Origin of the sequence: Streptomyces sp. NBC_01439 (genome assembly GCF_036227605.1) — a bacterium.
Lineage (GTDB): Bacteria > Actinomycetota > Actinomycetes > Streptomycetales > Streptomycetaceae > Streptomyces.
Genome location: NZ_CP109487.1, coordinates 4,841,341 through 4,866,841 on the forward strand (window position 1 = coordinate 4,841,341; position 25,501 = coordinate 4,866,841).

Consider the following 25,501-nt stretch of genomic DNA (forward strand, 5'->3'; position numbering starts at 1 on the left):
TCCCGGCCCGGGTGGACCGCGCCCTCCCCCTACTCCCGCCGTTCTTCGGCGAAGAGGCGGGAGGAGGCGTCCACCTGGGCCATCCTGCGCAGGGCCGCGAACACCGCGTCGCCCACCACCGTGCCCACGACCACCGCCTCGATCAGGTCCTCGCGGTCGCCCCGGAGGGCCGTGTACTCCAGGTCCACCCGGGCCACCCGCTCAGCCGCTTCGGCGTAGTCGTCGAGCACTTCGACGAAGGAGCCGTGGCCCACCCGCGCGAGTGAGGCGAGGGCGGCCGCGAGCGCGCCGGCGGCCTTGTTCCCGGCGTGGACGCGCCAGCCGCGCGCCTCGATCAGCTGCACCACCCGTTCCCGGGCCAGTACCGCCTCGGCGTCGTCGTGGCCCCCGCCGTCGCCGTACTCGGGCACCAGCCGCTGGGCCGCGGCACCGAGCAGCTTGTGCACCGGCTGCTCCTTGTCGTCGATGGCCTGGAGGACGTCCCCGATGGCCGCCACCGACAGCCCGCCGACCTCCAGCAGGGCTCGGATCAGCCGCAGCCGCCGCTCGTGCCCGTCGTCGTAGCTGGCCTGATTGGGGCTGCTCAGCTCGCCCGCCGGAAGCAGGCCCTCTCGTACGTAGTACTTGATCGTCGGTACCGGGACCCCGGTACGGCGGCTCAACTCTCCGATGCGCATGGCGTCTTCACTCGTTTCTCCTTGCCCCGTCCCCCACCCATCATAGATAGTGGGGCTACCAGATAGCGGTGAGCGTCACTATCCATTGTTTTGGGGGCCCCATGTCCGCGTTACGTACCTGGCACCGTCCACTGACCCTGTTCGCCGGCGTGATGGTGGTGTGGGCCGCCGGCTCGGCCGTGGGGCTCGCCGTCGACGGCCGCATGCTGGTCGGCGCCCCGATCTGGGCCAAGCCCTTCAAGTTCGCCGTCTCGTTCGTCGGCTACGCGCTCAGCCTGGCCTGGATGCTCTCCCTGGCCGTCGCCGCCCGCCCTCGCCTGCGCAGGACTGCCTGGTGGGCCGGTACCGTCGTCGTCGCGGCGAGCACGCTGGAAATGCTGCTCATGACGGGTCAGGTGATCCGCGGCCGGCAGAGCCACTTCAACCAGCAGACCCCCCTCGACGCACAGATCTACGGCGTCATGGGCAACACCGTCGTCGTACTGTGGACGGCCACGCTCGTCATCGCCGTACTGCTCTTCCGCACCCGCGTGGTCGACCGGGCCACCACCTGGGCGATCCGGATGGCGACGGTCCTCGCCCTCACCGGCGCAGGACTCGGATTCCTGATGGTCACGCCCACCGAGGCGCAGCTCGCGGTCGACGACGCACCGGTGGTGGGCGCCCACAGCGTGGGAGTGCCGGACGGCGGGCCCGCCATGTCGCTGACCGGCTGGTCGACCACCGGCGGTGACCTGCGCATCCCGCACTTCATCGGCATGCACGCCCTGCAGCTGCTGCCGCTGTTCGTGCTCGCCCTGACCGCCCTCGCCAGCCGCTTCGCCCTGCTGCGCCGGGAGCAGGTGCGGCTGCGGCTGACCCTGGTCGCGGCCGGGGTCTATACGGCGGTGTTCGCCCTGGTGACCTGGCAGGCGCTGCGCGGCCAGGCGCTGGCCCACCCGGACGGGGCGACGCTCGGCGCGGCCGCCGCGATCCTGGCCGGGGGCGGGCTAGGAGTCCTCGCCGCCCTGTTCGTGGGCCGGGGGGCCGCCCCAGTGGAAGAGGGTCATGGCCACGCTGGTGGCGAGGTTGTAGCTGGAGACCTGGGGGCGCATCGGCAGGGAGACGAGGTGGTCCGCCCGGGCGCGCAGCTCGGGTGAGATCCCGTGCCGCTCCGAACCGAAGGCGAGCAGGGCGTCGTCCGGGAGGGTGAGGGCGCGGATGTCCACGCCCTCCGGGTCGAGCGCGTAGAGCGGCCCGGGCGGCAGCTCGTCCAGCGCGAGGCGTTCGACGGTGGTGGCGTAGTGCAGCCCGGCCCCGGCCCGGACCACGTTCGGGTGCCAGGGGTCGAGGTCGCCGCGGGTGACGACACCGGTGGCGCCGAAGCCGGCGGCGAGCCGGACCACGGCTCCGACGTTGCCCAGGTTGCGGGGGTTGTCGAGGACGACGACCGGAGCCGGCCGGGGCGTCCGCCGCAACCCCGCGAGGCCGGCGGCCCGGTCGGGCCGTACCGCGAGGGCCGCGACCCCGGTGGGGTGCACGCGCGGCAGCACCTCCTTGAGCGCGGCCCGCCGCACCAGCCGCACCACGGCGGCCTCGACGTCCGGAGCCAGCTCACGGGCCAGCGCCCGGACGGCGCCGGGGTCCTCGGCGATGACCAGCCGCACGTCGGCCCCGAACCGCAGGGCGTGCTTCAGCGCGTGGAACCCGTCGAGCAGCACGAGGTCTCCCGCCTGCTCGGCCTCCCGCCATTCCCGCACCGTGTCGTCCATACCCCGACCCTACGGTCCACCGCACACCGTCCCGACCCCCCCGCCCCGCATGCCGGCGGGGCCGGACGTGCGCAGCACGACCCCGCCCCGCCGGGGGACGCCTCCGGGCGGTAGCCGGGAAGTTTGAGGCGCGGGTCCGGGGCGGCGCCGCGGGGGGCGCCGCGGGGCGCCGTCAGCGCTGCTCGGGCACCGGCACGACCACGGGCACCGGCACCGGCTCGGCGGGATCCGCCACCGGCTCCACCGCGCGCCGACGTCGTACAGCGGCCCGCGCTCCGAGCCACACCAGGAACCCGGTCGGCAGGAACACCGCGTCCGCGGCGATCATCGCCAGCGAGAAGAACGGCAGCCCCAGCAGCACCGCGATCCCCGCGTGCTCGAGCATCATCAGCGCCAGCAGCACGTTCTTGATCCGCCGGTTGAACAGCGTGAACGGGAACGCCACCTGCACCGCCACCGTGCCGTACGACAGCAGCATCACCAGCGTCCCGCTCCCCGCCACCAGCGCCGACAGCGCCGGCCACGGGGTGAAGTAGTCCAGCCCCAGCGGGTAGTACAGGGCCGTCCCGTCCTGCCACCGGGACCCCTGAATCTTGTACCAGCCCGCCGTCGCGTAGATCAGGCAGACCTCCGCCATGATCACCAGCATGCCCGCGTTGTGCAGCACATTGGCCAGGACGTCCAGGACCGCCCGCGCCTCGCCCTCCGGCTCGTGGCGGTCGACCAGCCACCACAGCCCGCAGGCCACCCACACCGCCGCGAACGCCGCCAGCCAGCCGTAGCCGAACCGGCCGGTGCCCCCGCCGAAGACGAACACCGCGCCCAACACGCCCCACAGCACCGGCCCGGCCGCCCCGGCCGTGGCCGAGCCGTGCGTACGGGCCCTGCGCGCGTCCAGCGACCAGACCTGCGCGCACCGGGTCAGCACCAGGTAGATCGCCATCAGGTGGATGACGTTGTCCCCGCCGTCGCCCATGAACACGCTGCGGTTCTGCAGCGACAGCACGCCGACCATGAAGAGCACGGACGTCGCCCGCGTTCGCCAGCCCAGCATCAGCCCCGCGCTGGCCAGCACGGACACCGCGTAGACGAGCTCGAACCACAGCTCCGAGTCCGACCACATCAGCACCGTGAAGGCGTGGTTGGAATCGATCAGCCGCTCCGCGAGGTGCCAGCTCCACGGCCCGTTCGGCCCGTACAACTCGGTGCGGTTCGGGAACTCGCGCAGCAGGAAGAAGAGCCAGGTCGCGGCGAAGCCGATGCGGACCACGGCGCTCTGGTACGGGCCCAGTGCCTGCCCGGTGATCTGGGCGACCGCCCGTCCCGCCGCCCCGCGGGCGCGCCTCACAGCGTCCACCACGGCAGCTCCCGGTAGTAGGTCTGGGTGTCGGTGGTCTCGGTGCTCCACTTCGGCGCGGGCACCGCCGTGGTGGCCGAGCGCAGCTGGATCCGCAGGACGGTCCCGTCCCGCAGGTTGAGCCGGGACAGCGCGATCCGCCGGAGGTACTCCTCGGACAGCTGCCCGCGCTCGCCGTTCGGCTTGTTGTCCTCGTCGTGGGAGCCGGTGTAGAAGTCCCAGGCGCGGCGGAGCTCGTTCTGCCGGGTGTGGCTGGGCAGCAGGCTGTGCCGGATGGCCTGGCCGTCCTCGGCGCTCAGGTCGCGCCAGGAGGAGGTGACGAGCTCGCCGTAGTCGGCCCTGAACTCCGCGCGCACCTCCACGGCGATGTTCTGCTGCAGCGGGTTCGGGGCAAACAGCTTCCAGTTCTGTTCGAACTCGGGGTAGACCCACCGGTCGATCGTTTCCGCGTGCTGCTTGCTGAGGGTGTTGCTCGGGGCCACGTGCAGGAAGACGAGTGCGAGGTGCGTGCAGGCGGCGACCGCGATCACCCCCAGGGCCAGGGCGGCCACGACCCGGTACGGGGCGGACAGACCGGCGATTCCGGGCGCCCGCGGGGGCGGCGGAGCGGCCCCTTCGGCGGGCTCGTGCTCGTTCGAATCCATCCCCACCCGATCGTCCGGCGTCCACAGGGTTGACCTCAGAGGTTGACACCCTACGGGCCGCCGTCTCACCATTGAAGCGAATGAACCGAACGATCGGTCGGTCGGGCGGACGGCGGACTCTGGCAGGGGGCCGGAATGGTGGCAGTGACCCCGGAGACGGGGCCGGACACGGCTCTCGGGACAGACAGGACGGACGGGACAGGCATGACTGCTGACCTGGGCGCACAGCTCGCGGCGGCATTCGACGCGGCCGTGGCGGCCGACGAGCGCGTGGAACCGCGCGACTGGATGCCGGACGAGTACCGCGCCTCCCTGGTGCGCCAGATGGCCCAGCACGCCCATTCCGAGATCATCGGCATGCAGCCCGAGGCCAACTGGATCACCCGCGCACCTTCGCTGCGGCGCAAGGCGATCCTGATGGCCAAGGTCCAGGACGAGGCCGGCCACGGCCTGTACCTCTACAGCGCGGCCGAGACCCTCGGCACCAGCCGCGACGAGCTGCTCGACAAGCTCCACTCGGGCAAGCAGAAGTACTCCTCGATCTTCAACTACCCCACCCTGACCTGGGCGGACGTCGGCGCCATCGGCTGGCTCGTGGACGGCGCGGCGATCACCAACCAGGTGCCGATCTGCCGCTGCTCCTACGGGCCCTACGCCCGCGCCATGGTCCGGATCTGCAAGGAAGAGTCCTTCCACCAGCGCCAGGGGTACGAGCTGCTCCTCGCACTCTCCCGCGGCACCGAGGCCCAGCACGCGATGGCCCAGGACGCGGTGGACCGGTGGTGGTGGCCGTCGCTGATGATGTTCGGCCCGCCCGACGACGAGTCGGCGCACTCGGCCCAGTCGATGGCCTGGCGCATCAAGCGCCACTCGAACGACGAGCTGCGCCAGCGGTTCGTGGACATCGCCGTCCCGCAGGCCGAGTCGCTCGGTCTGACCCTGCCCGACCCGGACCTCAAGTGGAACGAGGAGCGCGGCCACCACGACTTCGGCGCCATCGACTGGGCCGAGTTCTGGAACGTGCTCAAGGGCAACGGCCCCTGCAACGAGCAGCGGATCGGCCAGCGGCGCAAGGCCCACGAGGAAGGCGCCTGGGTGCGCGACGCGGCCGCCGCGTATGCGCGCAAGCAGACGGCACAGCAAGTGGCACAGCAGGCGGCGAAGCACGCCGGACAGAACGAGGAGGCACGGGTATGACGCAGAACTGGCCCCTGTGGGAGGTCTTCGTGCGCTCGCGCCGCGGCCTCTCGCACACGCACGCGGGCAGCCTGCACGCCCCCGACGCGGAGATGGCCCTGCGCAACGCCCGCGATCTCTACACCCGGCGCAACGAGGGCATCTCGATCTGGGTGGTGCCCTCCACCGAGATCACCGCCTCCTCGCCGGACGAGCGGGACCCCTTCTTCGCGCCGTCCGCCGACAAGCCGTACCGGCACCCCACCTTCTACGACATCCCGGAGGGGGTGAGCCACCTGTGACCAGCACCGACACCACGCGCCTCACCGGCGCCGGCGCCGCGGCGGCACTCGCGCTCGGAGACGACGCGCTGATCCTCTCCCACCGCCTCGGCGAATGGGCCGGACACGCCCCCGTCCTGGAGGAAGAGGTCGCCCTCGCCAACATCGCCCTCGACCTGCTCGGCCAGGCCCGGATCCTGCTGTCCATGGTCGGCGACGAGGACGAGCTGGCGTACCTGCGCGAGGAGCGGTCCTTCCGCAACCTCCAGCTGGTCGAGCAGCCGAACGGCGACTTCGCCCACACCATCGCCCGCCAGCTCTACTTCTCCTTCTACCAGCACGAGGTCTACGGAGAGCTCGCCCGCGGGGACGGCCCGTTCGCGCCGCTGGCGGCCAAGGCCGTCAAGGAGACCGCGTACCACCGCGACCACGCCGAGCAGTGGACCCTGCGACTCGGGGACGGCACCGAGGAGAGCCGCAGCCGCATGCGGGCGGCCCTCGACGCGCTGTGGAAGTACACCGGCGAGATGTTCCAGCCGGTGGAGGGCCAGGGCGGCCTGGACCTGCCCGCCCTGGAGGAGCGCTGGCTGACCGCGCTGACCGGCGTGTTGGACCGGGCCGGCCTCGACCTGCCCCAGGGGCCCCGCACCGGCGCCTGGGCGGCTGGGGCCGGACGCCAGGGCCTGCACACCGAGTCCTTCGGCCGGATGCTCGCCGAAATGCAGCACCTGCACCGCAGCCACCCGGGGGCCTCATGGTGACCACCGACGCCGGAACGACCCGCCTGGAGGCGGAGCTGGCCGCGCTGGCCGGCTCCGTCCCGGACCCGGAGCTGCCCGTGCTCACCCTCGGTGAGCTCGGTGTGGTGCGCGGGGTGCGGATGCACGAGGACGGCCACGCCGAGGTCACCCTGACCCCGACCTACACCGGCTGCCCGGCCATCGAAGCCATGTCCGCCGACATCGAGCGGGCCCTGACCGGCCACGGCATCCCCGAGGTGCGGGTGACCACCGTGCTGGCCCCCGCCTGGTCGACCGACGACATCAGCGCCGAGGGCCGCCGCAAGCTCGCCGAGTTCGGCATCGCCCCGCCCCGGCCGCACTCGGCCGGCGGACCGATCCCGCTGACCCTTTCGGTGCGGTGCCCGAACTGCGGATCGACCGACACCGAGCTGCTCAGTCGCTTCTCCTCCACCGCGTGCAAGGCGCTGCGCCGCTGCACCGCCTGCCGCGAACCGTTCGACCACTTCAAGGAGCTCTAGATGGCCGCCCCCCGCCACGGCGCGTTCCACCCGCTGCCGGTGGCGGCTGTCGACCGGCTCACCGACGACTCGGTGGCACTGACCCTGCGGGTTCCCGAGGAGCTGCGCGAGGACTACCGGCACGCCCCGGGCCAGCACCTGACGCTGCGCCGCACCGCCCCCGAGGGCGGCGCCGAGGTCCGCCGCACCTACTCGATCTGCTCCCCGGCACCGTCCGCGGACGGCCCGGGCCCGGAGCAGCTGCGGGTCGGGGTGCGGCTGGTGGAGGGCGGCGAGTTCTCCACCTTCGCCCACAAGGAGATCGCCGCCGGGGACGTGCTGGAGGTCATGGTCCCGGCCGGACGCTTCGTCCTGGAGCCCGCCGCCGCCCCGGCCTCGGGGCACTACGCGGCGATCGTCGGCGGCAGCGGCATCACGCCCGTGCTGTCCATCGCGGCGAGCCTGCTGGCCGCCCGGCCCGACGCCCGCTTCTGCCTCGTGCGCAGCGACCGGACGGCGGCCTCGACGATGTTCCTGGAGGAGGTCGCCGACCTCAAGGACCGGTATCCGGCGCGGTTCCAGCTGGTGACGGTGCTCTCCCGGGAGGAGCAGGAGTCCGGGCTCCCCTCCGGGCGGCTGGACGAGGAGCGACTGGCAGCCCTGCTGCCCGCGCTGCTGCCGGTGACGGAGGTGACGGGCTGGTTCCTGTGCGGCCCGTACGGCCTGGTGCAGGGCGCGGAGCGAGCCCTGGGCACGCTCGGCGTCGCACGGACCCGGGTGCACGAGGAGATCTTCCACGTCGAGGACACCACACCGACGGCCCGCCCCGCGGGTTCCCCGGCCCCCGCGCACGGGCGGGTCACCGCCCGGCTCGACGGCCGTTCGGGCACCTGGCCGGTCCAGGACGGCGAGTCCCTGCTGGACGCGGTGCTCCGCAACCGCGCGGACGCCCCGTACGCCTGCAAGGGCGGCGTCTGCGGCACCTGTCGGGCGTTCGTGGTCTCGGGCGAGGTCCGGATGGAGCGCAACTTCGCACTGGAGGCCGAGGAGACGGAGGCCGGATTCGTCCTGGCCTGCCAATCGCACCCGGTCACCGAGGAAGTGGAGATCGACTTCGACCGCTGAGCGGAACGACGTCCCTTCAGTCAGGCCCCTGTCCCCGGACAGGGGCCTGTCCATTTTCAAGAACCTGTTCTATCTTGACGCACCGTCAGACGTGACACCGTCGGACCCGACCGTGCGGGAGGACAGGCAGTGGACTTCACCTTCACCGAGGAGCAGCAGGCCGCCATCGAGGCGGCCCGGGCCGTCTTCGCGGATGTCGCGCCCGACGGCGTGCCCAGCCCCGCACTGACCCCGGGGGCCGTGGCCGACGACTTCGACCGTCCGTTGTGGGCCAAGCTCGCCTCATCGGACCTGCTGAGCCTGGTCCTCGCCGAAGAGCACGGGGGAGCGGGTCTGGACGCCGTCGCCCTGTGCCTGGTGCTGCGTGAGGCCGCCAGGGTGCTGGCACGGGTCCCGCTGCTGGAGCACTGCGCCACCGCCATGACCGTGCAGGCCCACGGCGGTCCCGAACTGGCCGCCGCCCTGCTGCCCGGCGCGGGGCGCGGCACGCTCGTGCTCACCGCTGCCGCCCACGGGCGCTCCGGCCACGACCCGGCCGAACTCGCCGTCATCGCCCGCCGCGAGGGCGAGGCGTGGATCCTGGAGGGCACGCAGACCGCGGTCCCCTGGGCGCACGGCGCGGACTGGATCGCCGTACCCGCGCACACCGGCGCGGGCGAGGCCGTCCTCGCGCTCGTCCCGCGGACCGCCGAAGGGCTGGCCCTCGCCAAGCAGGTCTCCACCAGTGGGGAGCGGCTCGCCGAACTCGCCCTCGACGGCGTGCGGGTGGCCGGGACGCACCTCATCGAAGCCCCGGGAGCCTGGGAACGGCTGCGCCAACTCCTCACCACCGGGACCTGCGCGCTGGCGCTCGGACTCGGCGAGAACGTCCTCACCATGACCAGCGGGTACACCGCCAAGCGCGAACAGTTCGGCTTTCCGGTGGCCACCTTCCAGGCCGTCGCCGTCCAGGCCGCCGACCGGTACATCGACCTGCGCGCCATGGAGGTCACCTTGTGGCAGGCCGCTTGGCGGCTCGACGCCGCGACCGGTGGCGCCGGGGGTCCGCTACCCGTCGCCGCTGATGTCGCGGTCGCCAAGATCTGGGCCTCGGAGGGCGTACGCCGGGTCGTACAGACTGGCCAGCACCTGCACGGCGGCTTCGGCGCCGACACCGACTACCCGCTGCACCGCTACCACGCCTGGGCCAAGCAGCTGGAGCTCCAGCTCGGCCCGGCGGCCGCGCACGAGGAGGCCCTGGGCGACCTGCTGGCCGCCCACCCCCTCGCCTGAGCCGGCTCCGCGCCGGCCCGGACACCCCTTAGAGCACGAAGGCCGGGTTCCCGTTGTCCGCCACCATCGGGCGCCCGGCACCGTCCCAGGCCTGCATCCCGCCGTCGACGTTCACCGCGTCGATCTCCTGGCGCACCAGGTACTGGGTGACCTGCGCGGAACGCCCACCGACCCGGCACATCACGTACACCCGGCGGCCGTCCTCGACGGCCTCGGTCAGCTCACCGAAGCGGGCCACGAAATCGCTCATCGGAATGTGCAGAGCACCCTCGACGTGGCCGGCCGCCCATTCGTCGTCCTCACGGACGTCGAGGACAAAGCCTTCGGAGGGCACCGCGGTGGCGTCCACCGAGGGGAGCGGTCCGAAGTTCATAGCTGTCGCCTTCTCTCTTCACGAATCTGCTGCCAACCTATCCGACCACCCGGTACGGGCGGACCGGGGTCACTCGGCGGCGAGCTCCGCCGCCAGCTCCGCCTCGCGTTCGGAGACCTGCGCGAGCAACTGCTCCGCGATCTCCTCCAGCAGCCGGTCGGGGTCCTCGGGCGCCATCCGCAGCATCGACCCGATCGCGCTCTCCTCCAGCTCCTTGGCGACGAGCGACAGCAGCTCCTTGCGGCGGGCCAGCCACTCCAGCCGGGCGTAGAGCTCTTCGCTCTCGCCCGGTACCGCCGCCTCGGGCGCCGGTACGGCCGCCCACTCCTCGGCCAGCTCGCGCAGCAACCCCTCGTCGCCGCGCCCGTAGGCCGCGTTGACCCGCGCGATGAACGCGTCGCGCCGCTCCCGCTCGCCTTCCTCCTGGGCGAGGTCGGGGTGGGCCTGACGGACCAGCTCGCGGTAGAGGCGGCGCACCTCCTCCGAGGGCCGTACCCGCTCCGGCGGCCGCACGGGCCGGTCGGTCAGCATCGCGGAGGCGTCGTCGGAGATCCCGTCGGAGCCCAGCCAGTCGTGGAACAGTTCGTCCACCCCGGGCATCGGCATGACCAGTGAGCGCGCTTCCTGCGCCCGTCGCAGGTCCTCGGGATCGCCACTGCGGGACGCCTTCGCCTCGGCGATCAGTGCGTCCAGCTCATCGAGCCGCGTGTACATGGGGCCGAGCTTCTGGTGGTGCAGGCGGGAGAAGTTCTCCACCTCCACCCGGAAGGTCTCCACCGCGATCTCGAACTCGATCAGCGCCTGCTCAGCGGCCCGCACGGCCCGCTCCAGGCGCGCCTCCGGGCGCTCCCCACCGGTGACGGAGGAGTCACCGGAATCACCGGGGACTGTCTGCTCAGGCTGCTCGGTCTGCTCGCTCACCCGGCCAGCCTACGGCCCGTCCGCGCGGGCGGTGTTTCACGTGAAACACCGCCCGCGGCGACAGCGCCCTCAGACCCCGGTCTCCGCCGCGATCCGGCCGGCCCGCACCGCCGCCACCAGGTCAGCGTGATCGGCCTCGGTACGGTCGGCGTAGGCCACGGCGAAGGTCGCCATCGCCTCGTCCAGCTCGTCGTTCTTCCCGCAGTACCCGGCCAGCAGCCGCGGGTCGACGCTGTGCGCGTGGGCCCGGGCCAGCAGGGCGCCGGTCATCCGCCCGTAGTCGTCGATCTGCGGGGCGGCCAGCGCCGCCGGATCCACACTGCCCTTGCGGTTGCGGAACTGCCGCACCTGGAAGGGGCGACCCTCCACCGTGGTCCAGCCCAGCATGATGTCGGAGACCACCTGCATCCGCTTCTGCCCGGCCACCACCCGCCGGCCCTCGTGCTCCTCCGGCGCCGAGACGAATCCGAGCCCGGGCAGGTGCGGCAGCAGCACCGAGGGCCGCGCCTCCTTGACCTGGAGCACCAGCGGCTCGCCCCGGTGGTCGAGCAGCAGGACCACGTACGAGCGGGTGCCGACGCTCCCAGTGCCCACCACGCGGAAGGCCACGTCCTGGATCGCGTACCGGGCCAGCAGCGGCAGCCGGTCGCCCTGGAGCGTCTGCAGGTAGGGGCCGAGCGAGGCCGCCACGGCCGCCGCTTCCGCGTCCCCCACCCGGCGCAGTACGGGCAGCGCGTCGACGAAGCGGCGGCCGCCGTCCGGCCCTATCTCCGTGGACTTGGCCGCGAACCGCGCGGAGGTATTGTTGCGCGCCTTCTCCGAGACCCGCTCCAGCGTGCCCAGCAGATCGCGGGCGTCGGCGTGCGAGACCAGTTCCTCGTCGGCGATGGCGTTCCACGCGTCGAGCGCGGGCAGCTTGGACAGGAGCCGCATGGTGCGCCGGTAGGCGCCGACCGCGTCGAGCGCGGCCGCCCGGCAGGTGTCCTCGTCCGCTCCGGCCACCCGGCCCGCCAGCACCAGCGAGGCCGCCAACCGCTTCACGTCCCATTCCCACGGGCCGAACACGGTCTCGTCGAAGTCGTTGAGGTCGATGACGAGCCGCCCGCGGGCATCGCCGTACAGACCGAAGTTCGCCGCGTGCGCGTCGCCGCAGATCTGCGCACCGACCCCGGTCACCGGACCACCGGAGAGGTCGTGGGCCATCAGCCCGGCCGCCCCGCGCAGAAACGCGAACGGGTTCGCGGCCATCCGGCCGACCCTTATCGGAGTCAGCTCGGCGACCCGCCCGGCGTTGGACTCCTCCACCGCGCGCACGGCGTCCGGCCGCCCGGCCGGTGCCACGAAGGCGGCGTGCGCCGACCGCGGCAGGCGGGCGCGCAGCGCCTTGCCCTCCTCCTTCGGCGAGCCGGCCGCCACCCTCGGCGCGAAGCCCGCCACGTCCGGAATCCGCTGACCCGTCATCGCCGCCATCGACGCCGCCCCCACCCGTTCACTTCATTGATCGCTTCTCGAACGGGCTGACCGTATCTACAGCCCGGCGTCCCTGGCCAGCAGCGCCGCCTGCACCCGGTTCTCGCAGTCCAGCTTCGCCAGGATCCGGCTCACGTACGTCTTCACGGTCGCCTCGCTCATGTGCAGCCGCCGGCCCGCCTCCGCGTTGGACAGCCCCTCGCCCAGCAGCGCGAGCACACCGCGCTCGCGCTCGCTGAGCTCCGCGACCTGACGCCGGGCCGCCTCGCCGCGCACGGCGGTCTTCCCGGACGCCAACTGGTCCACCACGTGCCGGGTCGCCCCCGGCGAGAGGTAGGCGTCCCCGGCCGCGGCCGCCCGGACCGCCCCGATCAACTCGCCCGGCGCCGAGTCCTTCAGCAGGAATCCCGCGCCGCCCTCGCCCAGCGCCCGCAGCACGTTCTCCTTCTCGCCGAAGGTGGTCAGGATCAGCGCCCGCACCTGCGGCACGGCCCGCCGCAGCTCTCCCAGCGCCGTCAGCCCGTCCATCACCGGCATCTGGATGTCCAGCAGCATCACGTCCGGTGCGTGCGAGCGGGCCAGCTCCACCGCCTCCCTGCCATTGGCCGCCTCCGCGACGACCTCGATGTCCGGTGCCGAGGTCAGGATCATCCTGATCCCGGCCCGGATCAGTGGCTCGTCGTCGGCGATCACCACTCTGATCACTTCGGCTGTCACCCCGCGCTCCTACTGCTTGACCTCGTACTCCTGCTTTTCCACGAGCTTGCCGTCCTGGAAGCAGAACCGGAAGATCCGGTCCGTTCCCACGGCGCTCGGCTGGTTCTCGGCCAGCAGGGCCAGACATTCCGAGCCCGCCGGCCTCGGCGGCCCCTTGCGGGCGGCCCCGGCGGTCATGAAGTTCTCTCCGGTCGGCAGCCGGTCGCGGACGGACTGCTCCGACTCGCCCACGTGCACGGCGTCGAACTCGTCCCGGTCGATCATCGCGTCACTCGCCGAGTCCAACAGCAGCACCACTCCGGCGCCGAACACGATCACCAGCAGCACCACCGCCGCGAACGCGATCCCGCAGCCCACCGCGACGCCACCGGACCGGCTGGGCACGCGCACGGCCAGCTCCCGGTCCACCGCCCCCCAGTCCATCGGCTGCTGGCCGCCGTGCCCCGGCGGCGGTCCGCCCGCGTACGCGTGGGCCTGCTGCCCGAAGTCGTCGGCCACGTCCACCACCCCGGCCGGCTCCGCCCCGTACGGAAGGACCCCGGCCACTCGGAACCCGCCGCCCTCGGCGGGGCCCGCGTGCACCATCCCGCCGACCAGCCGGGCCCGCTCGCGCAGCCCCGTCAGGCCCTGCCCGCCCGAGACCACCTCGCCGTCGGCCGGACCGGCCGACGGCCCGTTGGCGATCTCCACCACCAGCGAGTCGTCCTCGAACCGCAGCTCCACCGTGATCGACGCCCCCGGCGCGTGCTTGTACGCGTTCGTCAGGGCCTCCTGCACGATCCGGTACGCCGCGTGGTCGCACGCCGCGACCAGCGGCCTCGGCTGCCCCGACGTGGTCAGCCGTACGTCGGTGCCCGAGCCCCGCGCCGCCTCCACGACCCCGGCGATGCCGGCCACCCCGCGCGCCGCTGGCTGGGCCTCCTCCACGGGCGCAGGCGCCTCGACCCCGTCGCGCAGGATGCCGACGACCTCGCGCAGCTCGTGCATCGCGGCCACCGAGGCCTGCCGCAGCACTCCCACCGCCTCGCGCTGGCGGTCGGTGAGCTGCGGATCCACCTCCAGTGCCCCGGTGTGCACGGAGATCAGGGCCAGCTGGTGACCCAGGCTGTCGTGCATGTCCTGGGCGATGCGCTGGCGCTCGCGCAGCCTCGCCTGCCCGGCGACCATGGCCCGTTCGCGCAGCAATTGACCGTTGCGCTCCTGGAGTGCGCGCAGCAGCGTGCGGCGCTGCGACCAGTACCGGCTGGCCAGACCCGGCATCACGGTCGTCGCCAGGAACATCAGCGTGGAGAACACGATCACCAGCAGCGGCTGCATCTGCGCCCACTGGTCCACCACGCTGCAGCCGATCGACGCCACGAAGGCGAGCGTGAAGGCGGCCAGGGCCCGGCCCACTCCGATGATCCGCCGCCCGGCCGACCACCCCAGGAGGGGCAGGACGAAGAAGGACCCGGGCAGGAAGTTGACCAGGCCCGCGGCGATCACGAGCGTGCTCGCCGGCAGCCTGCGGCGCATCAGCGTCAGCACCACCACGGCCGCGGCGCCGAGCAGCATGCGCTGTCCGGAGGCGTTGCTGACCTCCTCGACGCCCAGGCCGAGTATGGCCAGTACGCCGCCGAGCGCCAGGTCCCCCGCCAGCATCCGCCGGGTCCACGGCTCCGGGCCCCTCAGCCAGTCCCAGCCGGCCCGCGTCTTCGCCTTCGCATCCACGCGCCCGACCCTAAACACCCGCACCCCGGCCCGACCGCCTCCTTTCGTCTCGCCCCGCACGACGAAAGTCGACCGGTGTCCCGTCCCCCCGCCCGCCGGGCCCGCCTTCAGCGTCCCGTCGAACCGGCGACGCGAGCGAAGACCAGCTCCAGCACGGCGACCCGGTCCAGCCGGGCCGGCCCGCCGGTCATCCCGTCCAGGAACACCACCCGACGGCCGTCGTGGTGCACGTACAACAGGTGCCCGCTGACCTCGGTACCGCCGATGACCCGCCGCACCCACACCACGCCCCGGGTGCCCGGTCCGGTCTCCTCGACCCGCGCGATCACCTCGTCCCAGCTCGCGCACAGCAGCTGGTGCGCGGCCGGGAAATGGCGGCGCAGCAGCAGTTCCCACCAGCCGGGCGCCTCGTGCGCGGGCTGCCACGGCAGCGGCGACGAGGGGCCGCCGGCGAGCCGGGCGGCCGTCGTGACCACGCGGCCGCGCGCGTTCAGCCGCCACGCCTGCACCTGCGGGTCGCGTTCGACCGGATCGTGCGTGTAGGCCGAGGCGTCGCCCCACGGATCGTTCGAGGCGGGATGGAAGGGCTCCCCGTGGTCCTTGGGCACCACGAGCGACGCCGCCAGCATCGGCGTGCGCGGACGGCCCGGCCGCTCGGTGCTCCGGCAGGCGAACAGCCAGGTCCCGGCGTCCTCGGCGACGGGCTCGATGCCCACCAGCTCGACGAGCCCGCCGTACGTCGACAGCAGCCACTGCAGCGCGGTCTGCCACGGCGCGGCCTTCGAGGTGTTCGCCGCGCCGGCCCGCTCCCAGCCCCCGTGGCGCACGTGGGCGAGGTACTCGTCGAGGGGCAGGTGCGTCGGCGCGAAGTCCGCCCGGGACCCGTCTTTGGGCACGATCACCACGTTGGGCAACGGACCCGCCCGGTGATCCCCGGCGTCGATGCCCTCCTGGGTGTCGTACCGCACGATCCAGGCCGACTCGTGCTCCTGCGTGAGCTCCGGCCGCAGCACGACCGTCCACGGCTCGGAGGCGAACGCCTGCTCAAGACGGGACCGGGCCGCTTCGACGGCCTCGTTCGACGTGAGCATGTCTGAATTCCTGACGACGTCGACCGGAAGGGACACGAGCGGTCCCGCACGTTCGGCGGCCACAACTCATCCCGCGGTGCGGACAGTTGGATCACCCTAACCAGGTCCTGCGAAAAGACCACAGTCCAGGGGCCCCGAGGAGGGACGTACGTCACACGCGCGCCCGGGGGAAACACGAAACGGCCGCCACCGCTTTCGCAGTGACGACCGTCTCGTCGATGTGGGCGAGGGGGGATTTGAACCCCCACGTCCCGAAGGACACTGGCACCTGAAGCCAGCGCGTCTGCCGTTCCGCCACTCGCCCGAGTAGCGCCCCAGTGGATCTTCCCTTTCGGGCCTTTCCCCTGGCGACGTCGAAACATTAGCACGGGGAACGGGGAGGATTCACATCGCTTTCCCGGCACCCCCTCGGCCCGCCGCGGACGGCCCCTCCCGCACTCCGCTCCCGGTGCGGGACACTGTCCCTGGAGCGCCCCTACGATCGCTTGTGAGGACCAACACTCGTCCTCACAGGAACGATGGGGAACCACCCGAATCCGCCACGCGTGGATACGATCAGTAAGCAGTACAGGGCGACAGCGACGGAGGAGGTGCCCCATGGGAGTTCTGAAGCGGTTCGAGCAGCGACTCGAAGGTCTGGTGAACGGCACCTTCGCCAAGGTGTTCAAGTCCGAGGTCCAGCCGGTGGAGATCGCCGGAGCCCTCCAGCGGGAGTGCGACAACAACGCCACCATCTGGAACCGCGAGCGGACCGTCGTCCCCAACGACTTCATCGTCGAGCTCAGCGCCGGTGACTACGACCGCCTGAGCCCCTACTCCGGGCAGCTCGGCGACGAGCTCGCGGGCCTCGTCCGCGACTACGCCAAGCAGCAGCGCTACAGCTTCATGGGCCCCATCAAGGTCCACCTGGAGAAGGCCGACGACCTCGACACCGGGCTCTACCGGGTCCGCAGCCGCACCCTCGCCTCCAGCACCTCCCAGCCGCAGGCAGGACCGCCCTCACCACAGGGCGGCTACGGCTACCCGCCGGAGAACCAGCCGCAGGGCGGCTACGGATATCCCCCGGTCGCGGCCCCGCCCATGCCGAGCGCCCCGCCCCCGGGCGGACCCGGCGCCCGGCGGCCCGTTCCCGGCGGGCCCGGCGGACCGGCCCCCGCGGCCGGCCCGGGCGGCGCCCGGCGCCACTGGATCGAGATCAACGGCACCCGCCACCAGATCTCGCGCCCCACGCTCGTACTCGGCCGAAGCACGGAAGCCGACGTGCGGATCGACGACCCCGGCGTATCCCGCCGGCACTGTGAGATCCGGACCGGAACGCCCTCGACGATCCAGGATCTCGGGTCCACCAACGGCATCGTGGTGGACGGGCAGCACACCACCCGCGCTACGCTCCGCGACGGCTCGCGGATCGTCGTGGGCAGCACCACCATCATTTACCGGCAAGCCGAAGGGTGAAGCGGGGGCAATGTCAGAGCTGACCCTGACGGTCATGCGGTTGGGTTTCCTGGCCGTTCTGTGGCTGTTCGTCATCGTGGCCGTACAGGTCATCCGCAGCGATCTCTTCGGGACGCGCGTGACCCAGCGCGGGTCCCGTCGTGGTGGCGGAGGCGCCGGCGGCGCCCCGCAGCAGGCGGGCCGCCAGGCCACGCCTCCGCAGCAGCGCCAGCGGCGCGGCGCACCCACCAAACTCGTCGTCTCCGAGGGCATCCTCACGGGAACCACGGTGGCCCTCGCCGGCCAGACGATCACGCTGGGCCGCGCGCACGACTCCACGATCGTGCTGGACGACGACTACGCGTCCAGCCGCCATGCCAGGATCTATCCCGACCGTGACGGCCAGTGGATCGTCGAGGATCTCGGGTCCACCAACGGCACGTATCTCGACCGGACCCGGCTGACCACCCCGACGCCCATTCCGCCGGGCGCACCGATCCGCATCGGCAAGACCGTCATCGAGCTGCGGAAGTAGTACGAGAATGAGCGAGCGGAGCGAGCGCGCGGCGGTGATCCGTCCCACCGAGGACACGGACCCGAGCGCGCTCCCGACCGGAGGGTGGGCAGTGTGGCTCGAGACCGGTTGTACCCGGAGGCAGCTTCGTCGACAGGGCAGGTGCGCATGAGTCTGTCCCTGCGGTTCGCCGCCGGATCACACAAGGGCATGATCCGCGAGGGCAACGAGGATTCCGGTTACGCCGGTCCCCGGCTCCTCGCGATCGCCGACGGCATGGGAGGCCAAGCCGCCGGCGAGGTCGCGAGCTCCGAGGTGATCTCCACTCTCGTGCAGCTCGACGACGACGTCCCGGGCTCCGACATCCTCACCTCCCTGGCCACGGCCGTGCAGCGCGCCAACGACCAGCTGCGCGTGATGGTCGAGGAGGATCCGCAGCTCGAAGGCATGGGCACCACGCTGACCGCCCTGCTGTGGACCGGCCAGCGCCTCGGCCTCGTCCACGTCGGCGACTCCCGCGCCTACCTGCTCCGCGACGGCGTCCTCACCCAGATCACCCAGGACCACACCTGGGTGCAGCGCCTCGTCGACGAGGGGCGCATCACGGAGGAAGAGGCCACCACCCACCCGCAGCGCTCACTCCTGATGCGCGCGCTCGGCAGCGGCGACATCGTCGAGCCCGACCTCTCCATCCGCGAGGTCCGGGCCGGTGACCGCTACCTGATCTGCTCCGACGGGCTGTCCGGCGTCGTCTCCCACCAAACCCTGGAAGAGACCCTCGCCGACTACCACGGTCCCCGCGAGACCGTGCAGTCGCTGATCCAGCTCGCCCTGCGCGGCGGCGGACCCGACAACATCACCTGCATCGTCGCCGACGTCCTCGACACCGACAGCGGCGACACCCTGGCCGCCCAGGTCAGCGACACCCCGGTGGTCGTCGGCGCGGTCGCCGAGAACCAGCACCAGCTCTTCGACGGCGGCAACGCCATGCAGACCCCGGCCGGCCGGGCCTCGGGCCTCGGCCGCCGGGGCCAGGCCCCCGCCGGCGCCTTCGGCCCCCCCGGCAGCGGCGACGCCCCCGGCTACGGCTACTCCGACCAGGGCCAGGACGGCAACGGCAACGGCAACGGCAACGGCAACGGCTACGGCACCTTCGGCGAAGCCGACGCCTACACCGCCGACCCGGGCTACGAGGACACGTACAACCACCCCCGCAGGCGCCGCAGCAAAGGGCGCAAGTGGACCACCCGTACGCTGACCCTGCTCATCGTCGCCGGTGTCATCGGCGGCGGCCTCTACGCGGGCTGGCGCTGGACCCAGACCCAGTTCTACGTGGGCGTGAAGGGCGAGCACGTCGCGCTCTTCCGCGGCATCAGCCCGAAGCTGGGGCCGCTGGAGCTCTCCAAGGTGGAGACCGACCGCCCCGACATCGAACTGAAGTACCTGCCGCCCTTCAAGCGGAAGCTGGTCGAGGCCACCATCAGCGAGAACGGCTTCGACGCGGCGCGCAAGAAGCTCGACGACCTCGGCGTCCAGGTGTCCGCTTGCAAGAAGGACGAGGAACGCCGCAACGCCGAGGCACAGAACAGCCCGACGCCCGCCCCCAGCCTGACTCCCGAGGAGCAGCAACTGGTCGGGCTGTGCGGGAAGTAGTAGACATACGCGGGCGCAGGGGGCCTGCCACACCATGAGCGTAGTCACCAACACGACCACCATCGGCGCCATCGAGCTGCCGAGCAGGCGGAACACCGAGCTCCTGCTGCTCGGCTTCGCCGTGCTCATCCCGATGTTCGCCTACGCCAACGTGGGCCTCGCGATCAACGGCACCCTGCCCCCCGGCATGGTGCTCTACGGCCTCGGCCTCGGCGCCCTCGCCGGGATCGCGCACCTCGTCGTGCGCCGGTACGCCAAGTACGCGGACCCGCTGCTGCTGCCGCTGGCGACCCTGCTCAACGGGCTCGGCCTCGTCCTGATCTGGCGCCTGGACCAGTCCGAGCGCCTGCAGAACCTCGCCAAGCGGGCCTTCGGCGGATTCTCCCCCTCCGCGCCGCGCCAGTTGATGTACACGGCACTCGCCATCGCCCTGTTCGCCGCCGTCCTGCTGATCCTCAAGGACCACCGCGTCCTGCAGAGGTTCACGTACATCTCGATGGCCGGCGCCCTGGTCCTGCTGATCCTGCCCGTCGTCCCGGGCCTCGGCGCCGACGTCTTCGGCGCCAAGATCTGGATCAGCGTGGGCGGCTTCTCCATCCAGCCCGGTGAGTTCGCCAAGATCGTCATCGCGATCTTCTTCGCCGGGTACCTGATGGTCAAGCGCGACGCGCTCGCGCTGGCCAGCCGCCGCTTCATGGGCCTCTACCTGCCACGCGGCCGCGACCTCGGCCCGATCCTGATGATCTGGGCGATGAGCCTGCTGGTCCTCGTCTTCGAGAACGACCTCGGCACCTCGCTGCTCTTCTTCGGCATGTTCGTGATCATGCTGTACGTGGCCACCGAGCGCACCAGCTGGATCGTCATCGGCCTGCTGATGTCGGTGGGCGGCGCCGTGGTCGTCGGCACCTTCGCCAGCCACGTGCAGGCCCGTGTCAACGCCTGGCTCGACCCCTTCGCCTGCTACACCACCTCGGGCGCCTGTGAGCAGGTCGGCCAGTCGATCATGAGCTTCGGTTCGGGCGGCGTCCTCGGCGCCGGCTGGGGCCAGGGCAACTCCGACCTGATCGGCTTCGCCGCCAACTCCGACTTCATCTTCTCCACCGTCGGCGAAGAGCTCGGCCTCGCCGGCGTGATGGCGTTCCTCCTGATCTATGGGCTCATCATCGAGCGCGGCGTGCGCACCGCGCTCGCCGCCCGCGACCCCTTCGGCAAGCTCTTCGCCATCGGCCTCTCCGGCGCCTTCGCGCTCCAGATCTTCGTGGTCGCCGGCGGCGTCATGGGCCTCATCCCCCTCACCGGCATGACGATGCCCTTCCTCGCGTCCGGCGGTTCCTCCGTCCTCGCGAACTGGATCCTCATCGCCGTCCTCATCCGGATCAGCGACACCGCACGCCGTCCCGCACCGGCCCCCGCCCCGTCCCCCGACTCCGAGATGACCCAGGTGGTCCGTCCGTCATGAACAAGCCCCTGCGCCGCATCTCGCTGTTCTGCGGACTGCTCGTCCTCGCCCTGCTGATCCGCACCAACTGGCTGCAGTACGTGCAGGCCGAGGAGCTCAGCACCCGCAAGGAGAACCGCCGGGTCCAGATCGCCCAGTACGCGACCGAGCGCGGCAACATCATCGTCAAGGGCGAGCCGATCACCGGTTCCAAGGTGACCGACGGCAGCGACTACAAGTACAAGCGGACCTACACGAACGGCGAGCTCTGGGCTCCCGTCACCGGGTACGCCTCGCAGGCCTTCGGATCCACCCAGCTGGAATCGCTCGAGGACGGCATCCTCACCGGCAACGACGACCGGCTGTTCTTCGACCGCACCATCGGCATGTTCACCGGGGAGAAGAAGCAGGGCGGCAACGTCGTCACCACGCTGAACCCCGATGCCCAGAAGGCCGCCTTCGAGGCGCTGGGCACGAAGAAGGGCGCCGTCGCGGCCATCGACCCGCGCACCGGCGCCATCCTGGCCCTGGTCTCCACGCCCTCGTACGACCCCTCGCGCTTCGCGGGCAACTCCAAGGACGACGAGAAGGCCTGGGTCGAGCTGAAGGACAGCGAGGACAAGAACCTCGTCAACCGCGCCCTGCGCGAGACGTACCCGCCGGGCTCCACCTTCAAGGTGGTCACCGCGGCCGCCGCCCTCGAACACGGCGTCGTCCAGGACATCAACGCCGCCACGGACACTCCCGAGCCGTACTTCCTGCCGGGCACCAAGACCGTGATGGTCAACCACGCCCAGGGTTGCGAGAAGGCCAGCCTGAACAAGGCCCTCGAGATCTCCTGCAACTCCGTCTTCGCGAACATGGGCGACAAGGTCACCCGCGACAAGATGGTGGAGACCTCGGAGAAGTTCGGCTTCAACAACGACAAGATCGACATTCCGGTCCGCGCGTTCGCCAGCATCTACGACAAGAAGATGGGCAAGGACGGCAACGCCCAGAGCTCCATCGGGCAGTTCAACACCGCCGCCACCCCGCTCCAGATGGCCATGGTCACCGCCGCGATCGCCAACGACGGCAAGCTGATGAAGCCGTACATGGTGGCCAATCTCACGGCCCCCAACCTGGACATCATCGAGAAGCACGAGCCGCAGGAGATGAGCCGGCCGCTCTCCGCCGCCAACGCGGAGAAGCTGCAGCAGATGATGGTCAACGTCGTCGAGAACGGCACCGGCGGCAAGGCCAAGATGAAGAACGTCACGGTCGGCGGCAAGACCGGTACGGCGCAGCACGGCGAGGGCAACAAGAAGCGCCCCTACGCCTGGTTCATCTCCTACGCCGAGAACCAGGACAAGACCTCGCCCGTCGCCGTCGCCGTCGTGATCGAGGACAGCGAGGCGGAGCGCGAGGACATCAGCGGTGGCGGTCTGGCCGCTCCCGTCGCCAAGGCTGTCATGCAGGCGGTGCTGAACAGCCAGGGATGACCGAGGGGCGACGGGCCGGAGCGCAGTGACTCACATCACAGAATTCCGCCGCGTCCACGCGTACGGTACCGGTCCAGTATCAGCCTGTGGCCACGAACCGATCACCGACGATCGGCCGGTAGCCTTTGCGCGAACAGCACACCGCCGGACCACACACAGGTGCGGTCGGGACTGACGGAGAGGGCTGCAACGTTATGGAAGAGCCGCGTCGCCTCGGCGGCCGGTACGAGCTGAGCCACGTGCTCGGCCGTGGTGGCATGGCCGAGGTCTACCTCGCTCACGACACCCGGCTCGGCCGTACCGTCGCCGTCAAGACCTTGCGCGCCGACCTCGCCCGTGACCCGTCCTTCCAGGCCCGGTTCCGGCGCGAGGCCCAGTCGGCCGCGTCGCTGAACCATCCGGCGATCGTCGCGGTCTACGACACCGGCGAAGACTACGTCGACAACATCTCCATCCCGTACATCGTGATGGAGTACGTCGACGGTTCCACGCTGCGCGAGCTGCTGCACTCGGGCCGCAAGCTGCTGCCCGAGCGCACCTTGGAAATGTGCATCGGCATCCTCCAGGCCCTGGAGTACTCGCACCGCGCCGGCATCGTGCACCGCGACATCAAGCCCGCCAACGTGATGCTGACCCGCACCGGCCAGGTCAAGGTCATGGACTTCGGCATCGCCCGCGCCATGGGCGACTCCGGCATGACCATGACGCAGACGGCCGCCGTCATCGGCACCGCCCAGTACCTCTCGCCCGAGCAGGCCAAGGGCGAGCAGGTCGACGCCCGTTCGGACCTCTACTCCGCGGGCTGCCTGCTCTACGAGCTGCTCTGCGTACGGCCCCCGTTCGTCGGTGACTCCCCCGTGGCCGTCGCCTACCAGCACGTACGGGAAGAGCCGCAGCCGCCGTCGAACTTCGATCCTGAGATCACGCCCGAGATGGACGCCATCGTCCTCAAGGCACTGGTCAAGGACCCCGAATACCGTTACCAGTCGGCCGACGAGATGCGTGCCGACATCGAGGCCTGCCTCGACGGCCAGCCGGTGGCCGCCGCCGCGACCATGGGCGCGACCGGCGGCTACGGCTATCCCGACCAGGGCCACGGCTACGGACCGCAGGGCTACGACCAGCCCACCGCCGCCCTGCGCACCACCGACCCCGGCGCCCAGACGTCGATGATGGCGCCCATGCCTCCGGGCGACGGCGGGTACGGCTACGGCGACCAGGGCCACGGCGGCTACGACCAGGGCGCGAACCGCCGCCAGAAGAAGAGCAAGGCGTCCACCGTCCTGCTCGTCGCGGCGGGCATCCTCGTCCTGGTCGGCGCGATCCTCATCGGTCGTTCCCTCTCCCTCTTCGGCGGGGGCGCCGACAACCGGCCCGCCGTGCCCAAGCTCGTCGGTCAAACCCTCGATCAGGCGCAGAAGAGCGGCAACAACGTCGGCCTCAAGGTGGTCAAGGGCCCCGACGCACCCTGCGAGAACCAGCCCAAGGGCAACGTCTGCAAGCAGGACCCCGAGGCCGAGACCAAGGTCGAGGACGGCGCCACCATCACGGTGACGGTCTCCACGGGCGCGCCCAAGGTGGCGGTCCCCAGCGTGGTCAACCTCAAGTTCGAGGACGCGGAGAAGCTGCTCAAGGAGAAGGGGCTGCAGGTCGACCGCAAGCCCCAGGAGTCCACGCGCGCCGCCGGAACCGTCCTCGAGCAGAGCCCGAACGGCGGCGAGGCGGAGCGCAACAGCGTCGTCACGCTGACCGTCGCCAAGGAGATCTCCAAGGCTGACGTGCCGGAGCTCAGGGGCAAGAAGAAGGACGAGGCGATCAAGGCCCTCACGGACGCCAACCTCAGGCTCGGCAGCGTGACGGAGAGCGAGCAGCCCGGAGCCGTACCGGGCACGGTCATCGACCAGCAGTTCGCGGCGGGCCAGCAGCTCGAGGTGGGCAAGACGGTGAACGTGACCATCGCCAAGGCTTCGACGCAGACCGCGGTGCCCAACTTCGCCGGCCTCACCGTGGACCAGTACAAGGACGAGCTGAAGCGTGCCAACCTCCGGCTCGGCATCGTCACCGGCGCGACGGACGGCAACGCGATCGTCGTGCGCTCCGACCCGCAACCGGGGACGCCGGTCAACACGGGCCAGACCGTGAACCTGATCGCCCTCGGCGGCGGAGGCCAGCAGCAGGGCGGCAACAACAACGGCGGCGGCTTCGGCGGCTTCGGCGGCTAGCGCGACCGCCGTCGTGGTCGCGGCCACGACGCAGCGAAAAGGTCCGGCCCCCCTCCCCGTTACCGGGAGGGGGGCCGGACCTTTGTGCGTCCCGCAGCTGTACGGCCGCCTGCGGCCACATCAGGAATGCGTGGGCCTCATGGGACTCAGGAGGCGTGAGCGGCGCCCACAGGGGCCTCCTGGGGTCCTGGTGGGGCCGGACCCGCTCCGGTCCCCGCGGACGCTCAGCGCAATTCGGCCGGCAGGGTCCGCTTCGCGTCCACCTTCTCCGTCCGGACCAGCTCGCCCCACACGATGTACCGGTACTTCGAGGTGTAGACGGGCGTGCAGGTGGTGAGCGTGATGTACCGGCCCGGGGCGGTCTTCCCCGACTCCTTGGGCACCGCGTTGATCACGTCGGTGTTGTACTTCGAAGTCTGGCGCAGCTCCGCGAAGACCTTGTAGACGTACCAGGTGTCGCGGGTCTCGAAGACGACCGCGTCGCCGTTCTTCACCTTGTCGATGTTGTGGAACTTCGCCCCGTGGCCGTCCCGGTGCGCGGCCAGCGCGAAGTTGCCCTTCTCGTCCCACGGCAGCGCGGACTTCACCGGCTCCGTGTAGTACCCGGCCACGCCGTCGTCGAGGGTGTCCGGGTCGGTACCCGGCTTGACGAGCACCTCGCCGTTCTTCATCGCCGGTACGTGCAGGAAGCCGGCCCCGCCCTGCGTGTCCAGCGCCCCCGGGCCCGCGGCCTGCGCCGGGGCCTGCCACTGCTGGCGGATCTCGTCACCGCGCGCCGACGCCTGCCGGTCGGCGAGCACGTTCGTCCACCACAGCGAGTAGGCCACGAACAGGCCCAGTACCAGGCCCACGGTGATCAGGAACTCGCCCAGCAGGCTCAGGAATCCGGCGAGCACACTGCGGTGGCCGGCGGGCGGGGCCGCGGCGCGGCGGCGGCGGGCACGAGACACTGCT

General features: G+C 71.5%; 23 protein-coding genes, 1 tRNA gene and 1 pseudogene. 13 read left to right on the top strand and 12 right to left on the bottom strand.

Annotated features, from left to right (window positions below; translation table 11 throughout):
- Positions 1–29 precede the first annotated feature (29 nt).
- Positions 30–677 (bottom strand): MerR family transcriptional regulator, encoded by a 648-nt coding sequence (locus tag OG207_RS21645; RefSeq protein ID WP_329100134.1) that lies wholly within the window; start codon positions 675–677, stop codon positions 30–32.
- Positions 678–778: 101 nt separating this feature from the next.
- Here OG207_RS21645 and OG207_RS21650 point away from each other — a divergent pair.
- Positions 779–1,711, top strand: a pseudogene (locus OG207_RS21650) (hypothetical protein); the annotation flags it as partial.
- Here the strand turns inward: OG207_RS21650 and OG207_RS21655 are convergent.
- The 3 genes from OG207_RS21655 to OG207_RS21665 form a co-directional block, all read right to left on the bottom strand.
- Positions 1,667–2,428 (bottom strand): TrmH family RNA methyltransferase, encoded by a 762-nt coding sequence (locus OG207_RS21655; protein WP_329100135.1) that lies wholly within the window; start codon positions 2,426–2,428, stop codon positions 1,667–1,669. The pseudogene OG207_RS21650 and the gene OG207_RS21655 sit on opposite strands and share 45 nt — an antisense overlap.
- 172 nt (positions 2,429–2,600) lie before the next feature.
- Positions 2,601–3,785, bottom strand: coding sequence for an HTTM domain-containing protein (locus OG207_RS21660; protein ID WP_443072723.1), 1,185 nt, complete (start codon positions 3,783–3,785; stop codon positions 2,601–2,603).
- Positions 3,773–4,429, bottom strand: coding sequence for a DUF5819 family protein (locus tag OG207_RS21665; RefSeq protein WP_402694737.1), 657 nt, complete (start codon positions 4,427–4,429; stop codon positions 3,773–3,775). Before OG207_RS21665 ends, OG207_RS21660 begins: the two co-directional genes overlap by 13 nt.
- A gap of 135 nt (positions 4,430–4,564) precedes the next feature.
- On the opposite strand from OG207_RS21665, the gene paaA reads away from it, so the two are divergent.
- The 6 genes from paaA to OG207_RS21695 all read left to right on the top strand — a co-directional run bounded on the left by paaA (position 4,565) and on the right by OG207_RS21695 (position 9,523).
- Complete coding sequence (gene paaA, locus OG207_RS21670; RefSeq protein ID WP_402694736.1) at positions 4,565–5,626, top strand: 1,2-phenylacetyl-CoA epoxidase subunit PaaA; 1,062 nt, start codon at positions 4,565–4,567, stop codon at positions 5,624–5,626.
- Entirely contained in the window at positions 5,623–5,907 is a 285-nt protein-coding gene (gene paaB / locus OG207_RS21675; protein ID WP_030817166.1) for a 1,2-phenylacetyl-CoA epoxidase subunit PaaB, read from the top strand. Before paaA ends, paaB begins: the two co-directional genes overlap by 4 nt.
- Positions 5,904–6,647, top strand: a complete 744-nt coding sequence (paaC, locus tag OG207_RS21680) for a 1,2-phenylacetyl-CoA epoxidase subunit PaaC (RefSeq protein WP_329100138.1) — start codon at positions 5,904–5,906, stop codon at positions 6,645–6,647. The genes paaB and paaC overlap by 4 nt, the downstream gene beginning before the upstream one ends.
- Positions 6,641–7,147, top strand: coding sequence for a 1,2-phenylacetyl-CoA epoxidase subunit PaaD (gene paaD / locus OG207_RS21685; RefSeq protein WP_329100139.1), 507 nt, complete (start codon positions 6,641–6,643; stop codon positions 7,145–7,147). The genes paaC and paaD overlap by 7 nt, the downstream gene beginning before the upstream one ends.
- Positions 7,148–8,251 (top strand): 2Fe-2S iron-sulfur cluster-binding protein, encoded by a 1,104-nt coding sequence (locus OG207_RS21690; RefSeq protein ID WP_329100140.1) that lies wholly within the window; start codon positions 7,148–7,150, stop codon positions 8,249–8,251.
- A gap of 129 nt (positions 8,252–8,380) precedes the next feature.
- Positions 8,381–9,523 carry an acyl-CoA dehydrogenase family protein gene (locus tag OG207_RS21695; RefSeq protein WP_329100141.1) on the top strand — a complete coding sequence of 381 codons (1,143 nt, stop codon included), beginning with the start codon at positions 8,381–8,383 and terminating at the stop codon, positions 9,521–9,523.
- Positions 9,524–9,551: 28 nt separating this feature from the next.
- Here the strand turns inward: OG207_RS21695 and OG207_RS21700 are convergent, their stop codons facing one another.
- The 7 genes from OG207_RS21700 to OG207_RS21730 all read right to left on the bottom strand — a co-directional run bounded on the left by OG207_RS21700 (position 9,552) and on the right by OG207_RS21730 (position 16,109).
- Entirely contained in the window at positions 9,552–9,896 is a 345-nt protein-coding gene (locus tag OG207_RS21700) for a rhodanese-like domain-containing protein (RefSeq protein WP_266382968.1), read from the bottom strand.
- Between the two features lie 69 nt (positions 9,897–9,965).
- Positions 9,966–10,727 carry a hypothetical protein gene (locus OG207_RS21705; RefSeq protein WP_329107777.1) on the bottom strand — a complete coding sequence of 254 codons (762 nt, stop codon included), beginning with the start codon at positions 10,725–10,727 and terminating at the stop codon, positions 9,966–9,968.
- 159 nt (positions 10,728–10,886) lie between these two features.
- A complete protein-coding gene (locus OG207_RS21710) occupies positions 10,887–12,287 on the bottom strand; it encodes a DUF2252 domain-containing protein (RefSeq protein WP_329100142.1) in 1,401 nt (466 codons plus the stop codon).
- 57 nt (positions 12,288–12,344) lie between these two features.
- The gene (locus OG207_RS21715) at positions 12,345–13,004 is read right to left on the bottom strand and encodes a response regulator transcription factor (RefSeq protein WP_329100143.1); all 660 of its coding nucleotides are present in this window, start codon (positions 13,002–13,004) and stop codon (positions 12,345–12,347) included.
- A gap of 9 nt (positions 13,005–13,013) precedes the next feature.
- A complete protein-coding gene (locus OG207_RS21720; protein WP_329100144.1) occupies positions 13,014–14,714 on the bottom strand; it encodes a sensor histidine kinase in 1,701 nt (566 codons plus the stop codon).
- Positions 14,715–14,821: 107 nt separating this feature from the next.
- Positions 14,822–15,805, bottom strand: coding sequence for a YrhB domain-containing protein (locus tag OG207_RS21725; protein WP_329100145.1), 984 nt, complete (start codon positions 15,803–15,805; stop codon positions 14,822–14,824).
- A gap of 221 nt (positions 15,806–16,026) precedes the next feature.
- Positions 16,027–16,109, bottom strand: a tRNA-Leu gene (locus OG207_RS21730).
- A 293-nt stretch (positions 16,110–16,402) separates the two neighbouring features.
- On the opposite strand from OG207_RS21730, the gene OG207_RS21735 reads away from it, so the two are divergent.
- The 6 genes from OG207_RS21735 (at position 16,403) to pknB (ending at position 24,547) form a co-directional block, all read left to right on the top strand.
- Positions 16,403–17,260, top strand: a complete 858-nt coding sequence (locus OG207_RS21735; RefSeq protein WP_266594706.1) for an FhaA domain-containing protein — start codon at positions 16,403–16,405, stop codon at positions 17,258–17,260.
- 10 nt (positions 17,261–17,270) lie between these two features.
- Positions 17,271–17,774 carry an FHA domain-containing protein FhaB/FipA gene (locus tag OG207_RS21740; protein ID WP_030013067.1) on the top strand — a complete coding sequence of 168 codons (504 nt, stop codon included), beginning with the start codon at positions 17,271–17,273 and terminating at the stop codon, positions 17,772–17,774.
- Between the two features lie 147 nt (positions 17,775–17,921).
- Positions 17,922–19,406 carry a PP2C family protein-serine/threonine phosphatase gene (locus tag OG207_RS21745; protein ID WP_329100146.1) on the top strand — a complete coding sequence of 495 codons (1,485 nt, stop codon included), beginning with the start codon at positions 17,922–17,924 and terminating at the stop codon, positions 19,404–19,406.
- 34 nt (positions 19,407–19,440) lie between these two features.
- Complete coding sequence (locus tag OG207_RS21750) at positions 19,441–20,865, top strand: FtsW/RodA/SpoVE family cell cycle protein (RefSeq protein ID WP_329100147.1); 1,425 nt, start codon at positions 19,441–19,443, stop codon at positions 20,863–20,865.
- Entirely contained in the window at positions 20,862–22,325 is a 1,464-nt protein-coding gene (locus OG207_RS21755) for a peptidoglycan D,D-transpeptidase FtsI family protein (protein WP_329100148.1), read from the top strand. The genes OG207_RS21750 and OG207_RS21755 overlap by 4 nt, the downstream gene beginning before the upstream one ends.
- Before the next feature lie 194 nt (positions 22,326–22,519).
- On the top strand, positions 22,520–24,547 hold the full coding sequence (gene pknB, locus OG207_RS21760) for a Stk1 family PASTA domain-containing Ser/Thr kinase (protein ID WP_329100149.1): 2,028 nt from the start codon (positions 22,520–22,522) through the stop codon (positions 24,545–24,547).
- A 224-nt stretch (positions 24,548–24,771) separates the two neighbouring features.
- On the opposite strand, the gene OG207_RS21765 is transcribed toward pknB, so the two are convergent.
- On the bottom strand, positions 24,772–25,497 hold the full coding sequence (locus tag OG207_RS21765) for a class E sortase (RefSeq protein WP_329100150.1): 726 nt from the start codon (positions 25,495–25,497) through the stop codon (positions 24,772–24,774).
- Positions 25,498–25,501 lie beyond the last annotated feature (4 nt).